The organism is Isoptericola sp. NPDC019693 (assembly GCF_044389085.1).
Lineage (GTDB): Bacteria > Actinomycetota > Actinomycetes > Actinomycetales > Cellulomonadaceae > Isoptericola.
The window spans coordinates 219805-235357 of record NZ_JBIRXP010000001.1 but is presented as its reverse complement, the minus strand read 5'-3'; the positions used below and the strand labels follow the sequence as shown (position 1 = coordinate 235357).

General features: G+C 74.6%; 12 protein-coding genes. 6 read left to right on the top strand and 6 right to left on the bottom strand.

Annotation, left to right across the window (positions count from 1 at the left end):
• Window positions 1–8: 8 nt before the first annotated feature.
• From obgE to ACH436_RS01075, 4 genes are all read right to left on the bottom strand, one after another.
• Window positions 9–1526: a GTPase ObgE gene (obgE, locus tag ACH436_RS01090; RefSeq protein ID WP_430558334.1), complete on the bottom strand. Its 1518-nt coding sequence runs from the start codon at window positions 1524–1526 to the stop codon at window positions 9–11.
• A 94-nt stretch (window positions 1527–1620) separates the two neighbouring features.
• Entirely contained in the window at window positions 1621–1878 is a 258-nt protein-coding gene (rpmA, locus tag ACH436_RS01085; RefSeq protein WP_429732004.1) for a 50S ribosomal protein L27, read from the bottom strand.
• A gap of 81 nt (window positions 1879–1959) precedes the next feature.
• Window positions 1960–2268, bottom strand: coding sequence for a 50S ribosomal protein L21 (gene rplU / locus ACH436_RS01080; protein ID WP_176168869.1), 309 nt, complete (start codon window positions 2266–2268; stop codon window positions 1960–1962).
• A gap of 232 nt (window positions 2269–2500) precedes the next feature.
• The gene (locus ACH436_RS01075) at window positions 2501–2710 is read right to left on the bottom strand and encodes a dodecin family protein (protein ID WP_430558333.1); all 210 of its coding nucleotides are present in this window, start codon (window positions 2708–2710) and stop codon (window positions 2501–2503) included.
• A gap of 142 nt (window positions 2711–2852) precedes the next feature.
• Here ACH436_RS01075 and ACH436_RS01070 point away from each other — a divergent pair, with 142 nt between their 5' ends.
• A complete protein-coding gene (locus ACH436_RS01070; RefSeq protein ID WP_430558332.1) occupies window positions 2853–3470 on the top strand; it encodes a protein-L-isoaspartate O-methyltransferase in 618 nt (205 codons plus the stop codon).
• A 138-nt stretch (window positions 3471–3608) separates the two neighbouring features.
• Window positions 3609–4709 carry a fatty acid desaturase family protein gene (locus tag ACH436_RS01065; RefSeq protein WP_430558331.1) on the top strand — a complete coding sequence of 367 codons (1101 nt, stop codon included), beginning with the start codon at window positions 3609–3611 and terminating at the stop codon, window positions 4707–4709.
• An 18-nt stretch (window positions 4710–4727) separates the two neighbouring features.
• Here ACH436_RS01065 and ACH436_RS01060 read toward each other — a convergent pair whose 3' ends face one another.
• Both ACH436_RS01060 and ACH436_RS01055 read right to left on the bottom strand, forming a co-directional pair.
• Window positions 4728–5300 (bottom strand): thymidine kinase, encoded by a 573-nt coding sequence (locus ACH436_RS01060; RefSeq protein ID WP_430558330.1) that lies wholly within the window; start codon window positions 5298–5300, stop codon window positions 4728–4730.
• A gap of 103 nt (window positions 5301–5403) precedes the next feature.
• The gene (locus ACH436_RS01055) at window positions 5404–8979 is read right to left on the bottom strand and encodes an Rne/Rng family ribonuclease (protein ID WP_430558329.1); all 3576 of its coding nucleotides are present in this window, start codon (window positions 8977–8979) and stop codon (window positions 5404–5406) included.
• Window positions 8980–9426: 447 nt separating this feature from the next.
• Between ACH436_RS01055 and ACH436_RS01050 the strand changes: the two genes are divergently transcribed.
• The 4 genes from ACH436_RS01050 to cydC are packed head-to-tail and all read left to right on the top strand — an operon-like array spanning window position 9427 to window position 15538.
• On the top strand, window positions 9427–10926 hold the full coding sequence (locus tag ACH436_RS01050) for a cytochrome ubiquinol oxidase subunit I (protein ID WP_430558328.1): 1500 nt from the start codon (window positions 9427–9429) through the stop codon (window positions 10924–10926).
• Window positions 10927–10954: 28 nt separating this feature from the next.
• Window positions 10955–12004 (top strand): cytochrome d ubiquinol oxidase subunit II, encoded by a 1050-nt coding sequence (cydB, locus tag ACH436_RS01045; protein ID WP_430558327.1) that lies wholly within the window; start codon window positions 10955–10957, stop codon window positions 12002–12004.
• Window positions 12005–12032: 28 nt separating this feature from the next.
• Entirely contained in the window at window positions 12033–13805 is a 1773-nt protein-coding gene (gene cydD / locus ACH436_RS01040; RefSeq protein WP_430558326.1) for a thiol reductant ABC exporter subunit CydD, read from the top strand.
• On the top strand, window positions 13802–15538 hold the full coding sequence (cydC, locus tag ACH436_RS01035; RefSeq protein WP_430558325.1) for a thiol reductant ABC exporter subunit CydC: 1737 nt from the start codon (window positions 13802–13804) through the stop codon (window positions 15536–15538). Before cydD ends, cydC begins: the two co-directional genes overlap by 4 nt.
• Window positions 15539–15553 lie beyond the last annotated feature (15 nt).

Genomic DNA, 15553 nt, shown 5'->3' with positions numbered 1-15553 from the left:
ATCCGCCGTCACGCGTCGTCGGGGTCCGTCCAGTGGCCCGACTGACGCTCCGTCCACAGCTCGCGGCGCGCCTCCGTCTTGGCGTCCATGCGCTCCTGGTGCTCCCGACGCTTCTCCCCGCGGGTCGGCCGTGCGCTCTCGTCGAGGCGCAGGTCGGTGCCGCGCGCGCCCAGCAGCTCCGGGCCGGTGACGAGGGTGGGCTCCCAGTCGAAGACGACGGCGTTGCTCGGGTCGCCGATGCGCACCTCGTCGCCCGCGACGGCCCCGGCCTTGAGGAGCCTCTCCTCCACGCCCAGCTTCGCGAGCCGGTCGGCGAGGAACCCGACGGCCTCGTCGTTGTTGAAGTCGGTCTGCCGCACCCAGCGTTCCGGCTTGGAGCCGCGGACCTCGTAGTAGACGCCCTCGTGGTCCTTCTTCGCGGTGACCGTGAAGCCGGACTCGTCGACCGCCCGCGGGCGCAGGACGACGCGCGTGGGCTCCGGCGCGGGGGCGGCCGCGCGGGCGCGCTCGACCAGCTCGCCGAGCGCGAAGGTGAGCGGGCGCAGGCCCTCGTGGCTGGCGGTCGAGACCTCGAAGACCCGCAGGCCCCGCGCCTCGAGGTCGGGCCGCACGAGCTCGGCGAGCTCGCGCGCCTCGGGCACGTCGATCTTGTTGAGCACGACGAGGCGCGGCCGCTCGGTGAGCGGCACCCGCCCGCCCTCGATGTCGAGGTCGCCGGCGTAGGCGGCGAGCTCGGCCTCGATGACGTCGAGGTCGCTGAGCGGGTCGCGGCCCGGCTCGAGGGTGGCGCAGTCGAGCACGTGCACGAGCACGGCGGTGCGCTCGACGTGCCGCAGGAACTCCAGGCCGAGGCCCTTGCCCTCGCTGGCGCCGGGGATGAGCCCCGGCACGTCGGCCACGGTGTAACGGGTCTCCCCCGCCTGGACCACACCCAGATTGGGCACGAGCGTCGTGAACGGGTAGTCCGCGATCTTGGGACGCGCGGCCGAGATCGCCGCGACCAGCGACGACTTGCCGGCGCTCGGGTACCCCACCAGCGCGACGTCGGCGATCGTCTTCAGCTCGAGGACGACGTCGCGCTCCTCGCCCGGCTCGCCGAGCAGCGCGAAGCCCGGCGCCTTGCGCTTCGGGGAGGCGAGCGCGCGGTTGCCGAGGCCGCCGCGGCCCCCCTGGGCGATCACGTACTCGGCGCCCGCGCCCACGAGGTCTGCCAGCAGGTTCCCGTCGCGGTCCTTGACCACGGTGCCGTCGGGCACGCCCAGCACGAGGTCGCCCCCGTTGGCGCCGTCGCGGTCGTCGCCCATGCCCTGGGTGCCGTTGGCCGCGCGGCGGTGCGGCGAGTGGTGGTACTCGAGCAGCGTCGTCACCTGCGGGTCCACGACGAGCTTCACCGTCCCGCCGTCGCCACCGTTGCCGCCGTCGGGGCCCGCCAGGGGCTTGAACTTCTCGCGGCGGATCGACGCGACGCCGTGGCCGCCGTCACCGCCCACGGCGTGCAGCACCACGCGATCGACGAAGCTGGCCATGGTCAGATCCTCTCAGGCAAAGCGACGAGGGGCGCACCGCGACGGTGCGCCCCTCGTCGTCGACTCGGGTGGGAGTCGGGGAAGTGTGTGCGGCTCAGACCTCGGCCGCGACGATGTCGACGACCTTGCGGCCGCGACGCGTCGCGAAGGCCACCGAACCGGCGGTCAGCGCGAACAGCGTGTCGTCGCCGCCACGGCCGACGTTCTCGCCGGGGTGGAAGTGGGTGCCACGCTGGCGGACGATGATCTCGCCGGCCTTGACGGCCTGGCCGCCGTAGCGCTTGACGCCGAGGGACTTGGCGTTCGAGTCACGACCGTTGCGCGAGGAGCTCGCGCCCTTCTTGTGTGCCATCTGTCAGACCTGCTTTCTGCGAAGAACGAGGGGATCCGTGCCGTGGGCCGTGCTGCGGGTGTCGCGCTCGGCCCGGCGGGGTCACTTGATGCCGGTGACCTTGAGGCGGGTCAGCGACTGGCGGTGACCCTGGCGCTTGCGGTAGCCGGTCTTGTTCTTGTACTTGAGGATCGTGATCTTCGGGCCCTTCTCGTCCCGCACGACCTCAGCCGTGACCTTGACCTTCGCCAGCTTCGCGGCGTCGGTGGTCACCTTCTCCCCGTCCACCAGAAGCAGAGCGGGCAGCTCCACCGTGTCACCGGCCTGGGCCTTGACTCGGTCCATGACGACGATGTCCCCGACGGACACCTTCTCCTGACGGCCACCGGCCTTGACGATCGCGTACACCACGTTGCTGCTCATCTCTCCTGGTCTGGGCATGCCGCACCACGTTCATCACCGACTTGGTCTGCAACTCGGCCCGCCGCGGCGGTCGAGTGCGGTGCGTCGTGGGCACACGGGACTGGCACGCCACAGGCGCGCCGACGTCCAAGACTACGTCACGGCGCCGATCGGTTCAAACGTCTGCTCCCGCGGGCAGCCGTGACGTGGCCCACGACGGGTCCTGCCGCCCCGTGCCCCGTCAGCCGTCGAGGACGAACGTGACCTGCAGGTCGACCTGCCACGCGACGATCGCGCCGTCCGACACCTCGACCTTCTGCTCCTTGACCCACGCCCCGGTGATCTGGCGGACCGTCTGCCCCGCCCGCTCGAGCCCGACGCGGATCGCGTCCTCGAAGCTCGTGTCCGACCGGGCCGTGATCTCCGTGACGCGCGCGACCGTGCCTGCCATGTCGTCCTCCCTCGGGCGGGCCGACGTCCGTCGCCGGCCGTCCCCTCGATCGTCGACCCGACCGAGGCTGCTCGCCCGGCGGCGCCGGCACGGAGAGGCCGCTCGGCCGGTGTCGGGGGCGCAGCGGGGCGACGATGGGGAGATGACCGGACGGACGGGGCGTGCCGACCTGCCGACGGGGTCCGGGGGCGTCGACGACGCGGTGACGGCGGCCCTGCGCGACGTCGACCGCCACGGCTTCCTGCCCCGCGGGGCCGCCCGGTGGGCGGAGGCCGACAGCCCGGTCGAGATCGGGCACGGCCAGACGTGCTCGCAGCCGTCGACCGTCGCGGCGATGCTCCGGCTCCTCGACGTCCCGGTGGGCGCGGACGTGCTCGACGTCGGGTCCGGCTCCGGCTGGACGACGGCGCTGCTGGCGCGGCTCGTCGGGCCCACCGGGTCCGTGCTCGGGCTCGAACGACGCGCGGACCTCGCCGCCTGGGGCGCGGCCAACGTGCGGCGCGCCGGCATGCCCTGGGCCCGGGTGGCGCTCGCCGTCCCCGGCCGCCTCGGTGCCCCGCGCGCCGGTGGGTGGGAGCGGGTGCTGGTGTCGGCCGCGCCCACCCGGCTGCCTGCGGAGCTGGTGGACCAGGTCGCTCCCGGCGGCCGGATGGTCATCCCCGTGCGCCACGTGATGGTGCTCGTGACCCGGGACGAGCGCGGCGTGGTGCGGACCTCGGAGCACGGGACCTACTCGTTCGTGCCGCTCGTGGAGGACTGACCGTCGAGCACCCCCTCGCACTCGGGGGACATCCCCCTTGTCCTGAACCTACGGCTCCGTAGGCTCGAGTCATCCGCATCACCGAGCGTCTGCTCATCCCCCGGCTGGGAAGTCGACCCCGACCCCTGCGAGGCACGCATGCCCACAGTCGTCCCGGCCGCCCCCCAGGCCACCTCCGTCCGCGGCGGTGCCGCGACGCGCTTCACCAGCACCTACGGGGCCCTGTCCAAGGAGGTCCGCGACGCCGGCCTGCTGCGCCGGGCGTACGGCTACTACCTCGTCAACGGCCTGGTCCTCCTCCTGGCGCTGGGCGGCGTGGTGACGGGCTTCGTGCTGCTGCGCGACTCGTGGCTCCAGCTCCTCGTCGCGGCCGCGCTGGGCATCGTGCTCACGCAGCTGGCCTTCGTCACCCACGAGACGGCCCACCGCCAGGTCTTCGCGTCCGGGCCGCTCAACGACCGCGTCGGCCGCATCCTGGCGAACGCCGTGGTCGGCATCAGCTACTCGTGGTGGATGACGAAGCACACCCGCCACCACGCCAACCCCAACCAGGTGGGCAAGGACCCCGACGTCGCGCCCGGCGTCATCTCCTTCACCGAGGAGGCGGCCGCGGACCACCGCGGGTTCCTCGGCGCGATCACCCGCCGGCAGGGGTGGCTCTTCTTCCCCCTCCTCACCCTCGAGGGACTCAACCTGCACGTCACCGCCGTCCGGTCGCTGCTGACCGGCCCCCCGGAGGACCGGGCGTCCCGACGGCGAGAGCTCGTCACCATCGTCGCGCGGCTGACCCTGTACGTCGCCGTGATCTTCTGGTGGCTGCCGCTCGGCCTCGGGTTCGCCTTCCTCGGCGTGCAGCTCGCCGTCTTCGGCGTCTACATGGGTGCGACCTTCGCGCCCAACCACAAGGGCATGACCATGATCCCCGAGGGCAGCCGGATCGACTTCCTGTCGAAGCAGGTGCTCACCTCCCGCAACGTGCGCGGGGGCGCCTGGATGAGCGTGCTCATGGGCGGGCTCAACCTCCAGGTCGAGCACCACCTGTTCCCGAGCATGCCCCGCCCCCACCTCGCGCGTGCCCGGCTGATCGTCCGCGAGCACTGCGCGCGGCTCGGGATGCCGTACACCGAGACCTCGCTGCTGCGCTCGTACGCGATTGTCGTGCGCTACCTCAACGAGGTCGGGCTGGCCGCTCGCGACCCGTTCGACTGCCCGATGCGGCAGCAGCTCGGACGACGCTGACCCACGCCCCGGCCGGCGTCACCCCGCCCGGTGCCGGCGACAGCGCGCCTCGTACGACTCGGACCCACCCACGTGCCCGGGCGTCGGCGCCAGCGCGTCGTCGGCCGGCGTCGCCCCGGACCGGACGTGGAACGCCGCGTCCCGCCCGCAGACCGTGCACACCGCCGTGAGCTTCGTGACCGACTCCGCCACGGCCATCAGGGCGGGCAGCGGGGCGAACGGGCGGCCGTCGAAGGTCACCGACAGGCCCGCGACCACGACCACGACGCCCGCGTCGGCGAGCTCCGTCGCCACGTCCACCAGGTCGGGGCCGAAGAACTGCGCCTCGTCCACGGCGAGCAGCTCCGTGCCCGCCGTCAGGAGCGCCGGGATCTCCGCCGCCGCCCGGACGCTGCGCGAGGGCACCGCCAGCCCGGAGTGGGACGCCACCCGGCCGGGCCCGCTGCGCGTGTCGAGCTCGTGCGCGACGACGAGCACCCCCCGGCGCGCCACCTGCGCCCGGTGCACGCGACGCACCAGCTCCTCCGTCTTGCCGGCGAACATCGGCCCGGCGATCACCTCGAGCCGTCCGCCGCGCTCGTCGCCCGTCATGGCCCGAGCATGACACGCCCCGACGACACGACAGGGCCCGGAGGCGATGTCGTGGACATCGCCCCCGGGCCCTCCCGTCGACCTCGCGGTCAGGTCATTCGGCTCATTCGGTGCCGGTCACTCCCGCGGCCGCAGCCTCCCCAGCACCCGACTGAGCAGGCTTCGGGGCTCCGGCTCCTTTCCGCGCACGGCGCGGAGCCTTCTTCGCGGGCTTCGCGGCCGGCTCGGGGGCCGCCTCGGGCTCGGGCTTCCGCTCGGGCAGCTCGATGAGCGTCTCCGGCGCGACGGGCGTCACGGCCGTGGGCTCCACCGGCTCCGGCAGCTCCAGCGGGGCCGGGACGTCGGCGGCCGGAACCTCCGCGGCGGGCGCCTTCTGCGCCGGGGCGGAGTCCTTCTCGGCGCCCTTCGCCGAGTCCTTCGCCGAGTCCGTCGTCGTGTCCGTCGCCGTGTCCTTGGCGCCGGGCGCGTCGTGCTCGTGCTCGTGGGCGTGCGCCGCCGCGGCCGCGATCGTGGCGAGCGTGGCCTTGACGGCCTCGCGCGCCTCGGAGCGGTCCTCGGGCAGGGTCGGCACCTCGGCCGCGGCGGCCGGGGACGCCGACTCCGCCTGCTTGCCACCGCGCTTGCGGCGCGACCGCTTCGACGCCTCGCCCTGGTCGCCGTCGTGGTGCTGGTGGGCACCGCCCTTCTCGATCGGCTCGCTGTGCACGATGAACCCGCGGCCCTTGCAGTGCTCGCAGGTCTCGGAGAACGCCTCCACCAGGCCCTGGCCGACGCGCTTGCGGGTCATCTGCACGAGGCCGAGCGACGTGACCTCGGCGACCTGGTGCTTGGTGCGGTCACGCCCCAGGCACTCCACGAGCCGGCGCAGCACCAGGTCGCGGTTCGACTCGAGCACCATGTCGATGAAGTCGATGACGACGATGCCGCCGATGTCGCGCAGCCGCAGCTGGCGCACGATCTCCTCGGCAGCCTCGAGGTTGTTCCGCGTGACGGTCTCCTCGAGGGTGCCGCCGGCGCCGGTGAACTTGCCGGTGTTGACGTCGATGACGGTCATCGCCTCGGTGCGGTCGATGACCAGCGAGCCGCCCGACGGCAGCCAGACCTTGCGGTCCATGCCCTTGGCGAGCTGCTCGTCCACGCGGTGCACGGCGAACACGTCGGTGTTCTCGGTCCACTTCGTGACGCGGTCGCGCAGGTCGGGCGCGAGCTCCTCGACGTACTGGGCGATCTCGTCCCACGCACCCTGGCCCTGGATCTGCAGCGACGAGAAGTCGTCGTTGAAGATGTCGCGGACGACGCGGATCGCGAGGTCGGGCTCACCCTGCAGCAGCGCCGGGGCGCTGGCGGACTTCGCCTTCTTCTGGATCGCGGCCCACTGGGACTCGAGCCGCTCGACGTCGGCCCGCAGCTCGGCCTCGCTCGCGCCCTCCGCGGCGGTGCGCACGATGACGCCGGCGCCCTCGGGCACGACGTCGCGCAGGATCTTCTTGAGCCGGCTGCGCTCGGTGTCGGGCAGCTTCCGGCTGATGCCGGTCATGCCGCCGCCCGGCACGAACACGAGGTAGCGGCCGGCGAGCGTGACCTGCGAGGTCAGGCGGGCGCCCTTGTGCCCGATCGGGTCCTTGGTGACCTGGACCAGCACGGAGTCGCCCGACTTGAGGGCCTCCTCGATGCGGCGCGGCTGGCCCTCGAGGCCCGCGGCGTCCCAGTTCACCTCGCCGGCGTACAGGACGGCGTTGCGACCCTTGCCGACGTCGACGAACGCGGCCTCCATGCTGGGCAGCACGTTCTGCACGCGGCCGAGGTAGACGTTGCCCACCATCGACGCCTGCGACTGCTGCGAGACGTAGTGCTCCACGAGGACGCCGTCCTCGAGCACGGCGATCTGGGTGCGGCCGTCGCGCTCGCGCACGACCATCGACCGCGTCACCGACTCGCGGCGCGCGAGGAACTCCGCCTCCGTGATGATCTGGCGGCGGCGGCCGGCGTCACGCCCCTCGCGGCGGCGCTGACGCTTCGCCTCGAGGCGGGTCGAGCCCTTGAGCGCCGTGACCTCGTCCCGGTCGCGCGTGCGCGCGACGGCAGCCTCGGCCCGCTCCTGGCGGGTGCCGCGGCGACGGCGGCGACGGCGACGGCTCGAGGCGGACTCGCCGCCGTCGTCCTCACCCTGCTCGTCGGTGTCCTCGTCGGCGCGGTCGTCCGCGTGCTCGTCCGCCTGGTCCTCGCCCGGCGCGCCGGCGTCACCGTCGGCCACGCCCTCGTCCTCGCGGTCGCTCTCGGAGCCTCCCTCGTCGAGGTCGGCGTCGGAGCCCGCCTCGCCCTCGGGACGGCGTCCGCCCCGGCGGCCGCGACCACCCCGGCGACGCCGACGGCGCGGGCGGATCTCGTCGTCCTCGCCGTCCTCGTCGCTCAGGTCCTCCGGGCCCAGGTCGACGAGCTCGACGCCCTCGGCCACGAGCTCGGACTCGATCGCGCCGACCTCCTCGACCGCGGCGGCCTCGTCCTCGCTGAGCTCGACATCCGTGACCGGCTCGGCGGGCGCCTGCGGCTCGACCGGCGACTCGGCGGGCGACTCGGTCGCCGACCCGACCGGTGCCGCGTCGGCGGTCGGCGCCACCTGCTCGGCGGGCTCGGCGGCCTTGGCGGCGCGGGTACCGCGCGTGGCACGGCGCGACCGGGTGCGCGGGGCCTCGACCGTCGACGACTCGGCAGCCGGGGCCGGCTCGGGCGCGCTGCTCGCGGCCTCGGGCTCGACCGACGCGCTCTCGGCAGGCGCGCTCTCGGCCGGGGCGTCGTGCGGGCGGGGCGGGCCGGCGGGGGCCTGCGCGCGGCGCGAACGGCGCGCGGTCGACAGGTCGGGGGCCTGGAACAGCACGGCGGTCGTCGCGAGACGCGGCGTGACCGACCCGCCACCCGTCGCGGCGGGCGAGCGCGGCGCGGACTTCTCCGCGGCGGCCTCTGCGGGCTGCTCCGCCGGGGCCGCGGCCTGCTCGACCGGCGTCTCCGTGGCCGGCTTCGCGGTCTTCTTCGCGGGCTTCTCCGCCGACTTCTCCGTGGTCTTCTGCGTGGTCCGTGCCGCCGTCTTCTCCGTGGCCTTGCCGGCGCCGGCGCTCTTGCGCGTGGTGGTCTTCTTCGCCGGCGCCTCGGCCGCCGGGGCCGTCTCCGCGACGTCGGCCTGCGCGTCGCCCTCGACCGTGTCCGCCGTCGTGTCCGGCGCGGCGGGTGCCTCGGCCTTCGGCGCCGTGGCGCGGCGGGTGCGGGTGCGACCCTTGGGCGCGGCCTCGGCCGTCGGCTCCGCGGCGGTCGGCTCGGCGGCGGCAGGCTCGGCTGCGCGCTGCGCGCCCGTGCTGCGGGTGGCACGACGCCGGGTCCGGGCGGGCTTATCGGCGGCGTCGTCGGACGCGCGACCGGCGGGCCCCTCCGGCAGGACGATGGCGGAGAGCGCCGAGGCGCCGCTCGCGGTCGACCCGGCGCGGGCGTCGGCACGCTCCGGCAGCACGAGATCGGCGAGGGCGGACGACGCGGTCGACGAGGGCGCTGCCTCGGTCGCGGCCGCCGGGCTCGCGGCCTGCTCGGCCTGCGGGCCCTTCGGGGCGGCGGCGGGCCGGGTGGCGCGCCGGCGGGCGGGCTTGCGGCCCTGCTCGACGGGCTGTGCGTCGGTCGGGGTGTCGGACGTCACGGAAGGCGCTCCAGCTCCGGCGGCCCCGCCCCCACACGTGCGGGCCACCGGTGGTCGTCGTCGGACGTGCGCGCTGCTCAGCGCGCCGGCCGACGGAAGTCTCGGTTCCGGCTGCGGCACCGCGCTCTTCGCGGACGCCCGCCGCCCGGCCTCGTGCCTGGCGGCGGCATCGCGTGCGGATCGCGAGTGCTGCGAGCTCGTGGGCCGCCCCGGGATGTGGGCCAGGACGGCTTCGGACCAGTATCGCATCCTGTGCGGCCCGACGCGTGACCCGACGCCGCGCGGCACGCCGTGACGGCCTCCGGTTTGACTTGTGAAGACCTTCACGACCAAGATCGTGAAAGTCTTCACGAATGCTCGCTTGTGGCGACGATCGCCCTGGTCGTGCGGTCGCGGACAGGTGGTCATACCGTCGAATCACGACTCGCACGAGTAACAGGAGAACCCGTGGACGCCCTCGCACTGGCCCGCTGGCAGTTCGCCATCACCACCGTCTACCACTTCATCTTCGTGCCCCTGACGATCGGCCTCGCGCCGCTGGTCGCCGGGATGCAGACGGCGTGGGTCGTCACCAAGAAGGAGCGCTGGCTCCGGCTGACCAAGTTCTTCGGCAAGCTCCTGCTCATCAACTTCGCCCTGGGCGTGGTCACGGGCATCTGGCAGGAGTTCCAGTTCGGCATGGCGTGGAGCGAGTACTCCCGCTTCGTCGGCGACGTCTTCGGCGCCCCGCTCGCGATGGAGGCCCTGGCGGCCTTCTTCGTCGAGTCCGTCTTCCTCGGCGTGTGGATCTTCGGCTGGGACCGGGTGTCCAAGAAGATCCACCTGGCGTCCATCTGGCTGTTCGCCCTCGCCACCAACCTGTCGGCGTTCTTCATCCTCGCGGCGAACTCGTGGATGCAGCACCCCGTCGGCACGATCTTCAACGAGGAGACCGGCCGCGCCGAGATGGAGTCGATCGGCGCGGTCCTGACGAACAACACGCTCTGGGCCGCGTTCCCGCACACCATCAGCGCCGCGTTCCTCACGGCCGGCACGTTCGTCTGCGGCGTCGCCACCTGGTGGATGGTGCGGCTGGTGCGCAGCAGGAAGACGGAGAACGTCGAGAAGGCCCGCACCGTCTACCGGCCCGCGGTGCTCGTCGGCGTCTGGACCATGATCATCGCCGGCGCCGGCGTGATCTGGTCGGGCGACCTGCAGGGCAAGCTCATGTACGAGCAGCAGCCCGGCAAGATGTCGTCGGCCGAGGCCCTGTGCGAGGGCACCGAGGCCGCCGAGTTCTCCATCCTGGCGGTCGGCCCCCTGTACGCGGGGTGCGAGGACGTGGACCACCTGATCTCCGTGCCGGGTGTCACCAGCTTCCTGGGCACCGGCCACTTCTCCGGCCCCGAGTCCTACCTGCCCGGCGTGTACGACGTGCAGGAGCAGTACACCGAGCGGTACGGCGACGTCACGGCGTCGGGCGAGCCCGTCACCTACACGCCGCCGCTGGCCATCACGTACTGGTCGTTCCGGCTCATGATCGGCCTGGCCGTGTTCTCCCTGGCGCTCGCCCTCACGGCGCTGTGGGCCACGCGCAAGGGCAGGGTGAGCGACAGCATCTGGCTGAGCAGGCTCGGCCTCCTCGCGATCCCGACGCCGTTCCTCGCCTGCTCCTTCGGGTGGATCTTCACGGAGGTGGGGCGTCAGCCCTGGGTGGTGGCGCCGAACCCGACGGGCATCGACCAGGTGCGCCTCCTCACCGAGCGCGGCGTCTCCACGGCGGTACCGGCGGGCGTGATCCTCACGTCGATGATCGTGCTCACGCTGGTCTACGCGGTGCTCGCCGTCGTCTGGTACCGGCTCATGCACCGGTACGCGGTCGAGGGGGTCCCGGACTCCGTCCGCGACGAGTCGCCCGAGGCCCAGGAGCCCGACGACACCGACCGACCGCTGTCCTTCGCCTACTGAGCGCCCGAGAACGAGACTGGGAGACCCCGTGGACCTCGCGATCCTCTGGTTCGTCATCATCGCCGTCCTGTGGACCGGCTACCTCGTGCTCGAGGGCTTCGACTTCGGCGTCGGCATGCTGCTGTCGATCCTGCCGCGCGGACGCCGCGAGCAGCGCGACAAGGAGCGCCGGGTGCTGATCAACACGATCGGCCCGGTGTGGGACGGGAACGAGGTGTGGCTGCTCACCGCGGGCGGCGCCACCTTCGCCGCCTTCCCCGAGTGGTACGCCACGATGTTCTCCGGCTTCTACCTGCCCCTGCTGATCATCCTGCTGGGCCTCATCGCCCGTGGCGTCGCGTTCGAGTACCGGGGCAAGATCTCCGACGCCCGCTGGGCGCGGCGCTGCGACCTCGCCATCCAGTTCGGTTCGTGGGTCCCCGCGATCATGTGGGGCGTCGCGTTCGGCAACCTCGTGCGCGGGCTGCTCCTGAACGAGTCCCACCAGTACGTCGGCGGCTTCTGGGCGCTGCTCAACCCGTTCGCCCTCGCCGGCGGCCTCACGACGCTGGTCCTGTTCCTGCTGCACGGCAGCGTGTTCGTGGCCCTCAAGACGGACGGCGACGTGCGGGAGCGCGCGGGCCGCCTCGCATCGGTGCTCTCCGTGGTCGCGCTGGTCGTGGCGGGCGGCTGGGCGGTCTGGGCGCAGGTCGCGTACTCGGTCACCTGGACGTGGGCGGCGGTCGCGGTCGCGGCCCTCGCGCTGGTCGGCGTCGTCGTGACGGCGCGGGCCCGGCGCGAAGGCTGGGCGTTCACGCTCTCGGCCGTGGCCATCGCGAGCGCCGTCGTGCTGATCTTCGGCTCCATGTACCCCGAGGTCATCCCCGCGGTCGACGGCGGCGAGGCCCTCACGGTCGCGGAGGCGGCCTCCACGCCGTACACGCTCACCGTGATGTCCTGGGTGGCCGTGGTGCTCACGCCGCTCGTCATCGCCTACCAGGCGTGGACGTACTGGGTGTTCCGGCGCCGGCTGTCCAGCAAGGACATCCCCGCGCCGGCGGGCCTGTCGTGGCAGAAGATCAAGGACGCGGCCTTCTGACCCGCACCGTCGACCCCACCACGGCCCGATGAAGCCCCTCGACCCGCGCCTGCTGCGACGCGCCCGCGCCGCCCGCCGGTACGTCGCGCTCACCGCGGTGCTCGGCGTCGCCGCCGCCGGCGCCGTCGTGCTCCAGGCGTTCGCCATCGCGCACTCCCTCGGCCCGGCCGTGACGGCGGGCAGCGCAGGGACGCCGCTCGCCCTCGCCGACGTCGCCCCGTGGCTCGGCGCCCTCCTGGGGGCGCTCGCCGCCCGGGCCGCGATCGCCTGGGCGCAGGAGCGCTACGCGCAGAAGGCGGCGGCCGAGGTCGTGGCCGAGCTGCGCGAGCAGGTCGTCGCGCACGCGGTCGCCCGAGGCCCACGGCCCGCCGGGGACGGCGCCGCCGCCACGGCCACGCTCGCCACCCGCGGGCTGGACGACCTCGGCCCGTACCTCGTGCGCTACCTGCCGCAACTGCTCCTCACGGCGATCCTCACCCCGGCACTCGTGCTGGTCGTGCTCGGGCTGGACTGGGTCTCCGCGCTGATCTGCGTCGTGACGCTCCCGCTCGTCCCGCTGTTCATGTGGCTGGTGGGGGTCATGACCGCGGGCGCCTCGGAGCGGCGGCTGCGCACCATCGAGCGGCTGGGGTCGCAGGTGCTCGACCTGCTCGCCGGGCTCCCGACCCTGCGGGCCTTCGGCCGCGAGATCGGGCCCGGTGCCCGTGTGCGCGCCCTCGGGGACGCGTCGCGGCGCGCCACCATGGGCACGCTGCGGATCGCGTTCCTGTCCGGGATGGTGCTGGAGCTGCTGACCACCCTCTCGGTCGCGATCGTCGCGGTCGGGGTCGGGCTCCGCCTCGTGGAGGGGATGATCGCCCTGGTCCCCGCGATCGCCGTCCTCGTGCTCGCGCCCGAGGTGTACCTGCCGCTGCGCCGCGTGGGGGCGGAGTTCCACGCCTCCACCGACGGCCTCGCGGCCGCGGAGCGCGCCTTCGCGATCCTCGAGCAGCCGGCCCCGGTCGCGGGCACCACGGCCGCGCCGGCTCTCGCCGGCGCGACCCTCGTGCTCGACGGCGTCGGCGTGCGCGCCGGTGACCGCGGGCTGCTCGCCCCGGCCGGGCTCACCGCCCGGGTCCCGCTCGGCACGGGCCGCCCCGGCGGCGGCAGGGTGGTCGCGCTGCGCGGCCCGAGCGGCTCGGGGAAGTCCACGACGGCGCTCGTCCTGCTCGGCCTGCTGCGTCCCGACGAGGGCCGGGTGCTCGTCGAGCCGCCCCGCGCGACGGACGGCGCGGGCCCGGCGCCCCTCGACCTCACCGACGTCGACCCGGCCACCTGGTGGCCGCAGGTCACCTGGGTGCCGCAGCGGCCCACACTGGCCCCCGGCACCGTGCGCGACGCCGTCACCGAGGGGCGCCCGGTGGCGGCGGACGCCCTCGCCGCCGCCGCGCGCACCACGGGCCTCGACGACGTGCTCGCCACGCTGCCGCAGGGGTGGGACACCCCGGTCGGGCTCGGCGGCACGGGCCTGAGCGTCGGACAGCGGCAGCGGGTGGCGCTCACGGCCGCGCTGCTCGACGGCGGGGCGCCGGACGACGGTGCTCCCCCGCCGCTCGTGCTGCTCGACGAGCCGACCGCGCACCTCGACGCGCGCGGCGAGCAGGTGGTGCTGGACACGGTGCGCGCGTGGCGCGACGCCGGGCGCACCGTCGTCGTCGTCGCGCACCGGGCATCGCTCCTGGCGCTGGCCGACCAGGTGGTGGACGTCGTGGCGCGCCCGGTCGGCGCCGCCGTCGGGCCGGCCGGGGCGGTGGCGTCGTGAGCCGCGCCGGGGTCGACCCCCTACGCCGGGTGCTGCCGATGCTGGAGGTGCGCTGGACCCGCGTCGCGCGCGCCGTCGCGCTCGGCACCCTGGCGCTCGGCTTCTCGGTGGGGCTCGCGGCGGCCGCCGCCTGGCTCATCGCCCGCGCCTCCCAGATGCCGCCCGTGCTGCAGCTCTCCGTGGCCACCGTGGGGGTCCGCGCCTTCGGCACCGGCCGCGGGGTGCTGCGCTACCTCGAGCGGCTCGCGTCGCACGACGTCGCGCTGCGGGGGATGGCCGCGCTGCGCGCGAACCTCTACGACGCCCTGGCCCGCGGCCCGGTCACACGCGTCATCTCCCTGCGCCGGGGCGACCTGCTCGCCCGGGTGGGCACCGACGTCGACGCGGTGGGCGACGTCGTCGTGCGGGCCCTGATCCCGGCCGGCGTCGCCGTGTGCGTCGGCCTCGGCTCGGTCGTCCTGGTCGGGATCTTCCTGCCTGCCGCGGGGCTGACGCTGCTCGGCTGCCTGCTCCTGACCGGGGTGCTCGCGCCGTGGCTCGCCTCCCGCTCCGCGGCGTCCGTCGAGCGTCGCGGGGCCGCGGCCCGGGCCGAGGTCACCGGCCGGGCCCTCGAGCTGCTCGAGGACGGCCAGCAGCTGCGCGTCGCGGGCCGGCTCGACGACCGGCTGGCGGGCCTGCGCGCCGCGGACGCACGCCTCACCCGTTCCACCGACGACGGCGCGCGCATCTCCGGCACGTCGGCGGCGATCGACGCCGGTGCGCAGACCCTCGCGGTGCTGTGCTCGCTGCTGCTGGGCCTGCCGGCGGTCGCGGCGGGCACCCTCACGCCCGTCGAGCTGGCGGTCGTCGTGCTCACGCCGCTCGCCGTCTTCGAGGCGACGTCGACGCTGCCCGCCGCGGCCGTCCAGCTGCGGCGGTCGCGGGAGGCGGCGCGGCGGCTGGTCGCCCTCCTCCCCGACGGGTCCCGCGACGTGTCAGACGCACAGCCCACCGGAGTGCGCCACACGTCTGACACGCTGCTGGACCTCGACGCCGTCGACGCCGGCTGGGCGGACCGCACGGTCGTCGAGGGCGTCGACCTGACGCTGCGGCCGGGCAGCGTCGTCGCGCTGGCCGGACCGTCCGGCGTCGGCAAGACGACGCTGCTGCTCACGGCGGCGGGCCTGCTGCCGGCGCGCTCCGGCACCGTCCGTGCCGGCGACGCGCTGTTCGTCGCCGAGGACGGGCACCTGTTCGGCACCACCGTGCTGGAGAACCTCCGGGTGGCGCGGTCCGACGTGACCGCGCAGGACGCGCACGACGCGCTCGCCGCCGTCGGCCTGGACGCCTGGCTCGCCGCGCTGCCCGACGGCCTGGAGACGATGCTCGGCCCGGACGGTGCCGACGTCTCCGGCGGTGAGCGACGGCGGCTGCTCGTCGCGCGGGCGCTGCTCGCGCCCGCCCGCGTGCTCCTCGTGGACGAGCCCGCCGAGCACCTCGACGCCGCGACCGCCGACGCGCTCGTCGCCACGCTCGCGACGCACGCGCGGGAGACGGGCGGCGCGGTGGTGGTCGCCTCCCACCGGCTCACGCCGCTCACCGTCGCCGACGAGGTGCTGCTGCTCGGCGCCGGGGCGGACGGGAGCGGCCCCGCCCGGGTCGTCGCGCGCGGCCCGCACGACGCCCTGCTGCGCGACGCTCCCGACTACGCGTGGTCGGCGGGCCAGGAGCGGGCGGCCGGCCTCGCCGGTTGAGGGCGGGCCCGGCGG

Excerpts from the sequence above, each read along its gene's own strand:
- ACH436_RS01060 (WP_430558330.1), bottom strand. The coding sequence starts at position 5,300 with ATGACGGGCGACGAGCGCGGCGGACGGCTCGAGGTGATCGCCGGGCCG.
- obgE (WP_430558334.1), bottom strand. The coding sequence starts at position 1,526 with ATGGCCAGCTTCGTCGATCGCGTGGTGCTGCACGCCGTGGGCGGTGAC.
- cydD (WP_430558326.1), top strand. The coding sequence starts at position 12,033 with ATGAAGCCCCTCGACCCGCGCCTGCTGCGACGCGCCCGCGCCGCCCGC.
- ACH436_RS01065 (WP_430558331.1), top strand. The coding sequence starts at position 3,609 with ATGCCCACAGTCGTCCCGGCCGCCCCCCAGGCCACCTCCGTCCGCGGC.
- ACH436_RS01075 (WP_430558333.1), bottom strand. The coding sequence starts at position 2,710 with ATGGCAGGCACGGTCGCGCGCGTCACGGAGATCACGGCCCGGTCGGAC.
- rpmA (WP_429732004.1), bottom strand. The coding sequence starts at position 1,878 with ATGGCACACAAGAAGGGCGCGAGCTCCTCGCGCAACGGTCGTGACTCG.
- ACH436_RS01070 (WP_430558332.1), top strand. The coding sequence starts at position 2,853 with ATGACCGGACGGACGGGGCGTGCCGACCTGCCGACGGGGTCCGGGGGC.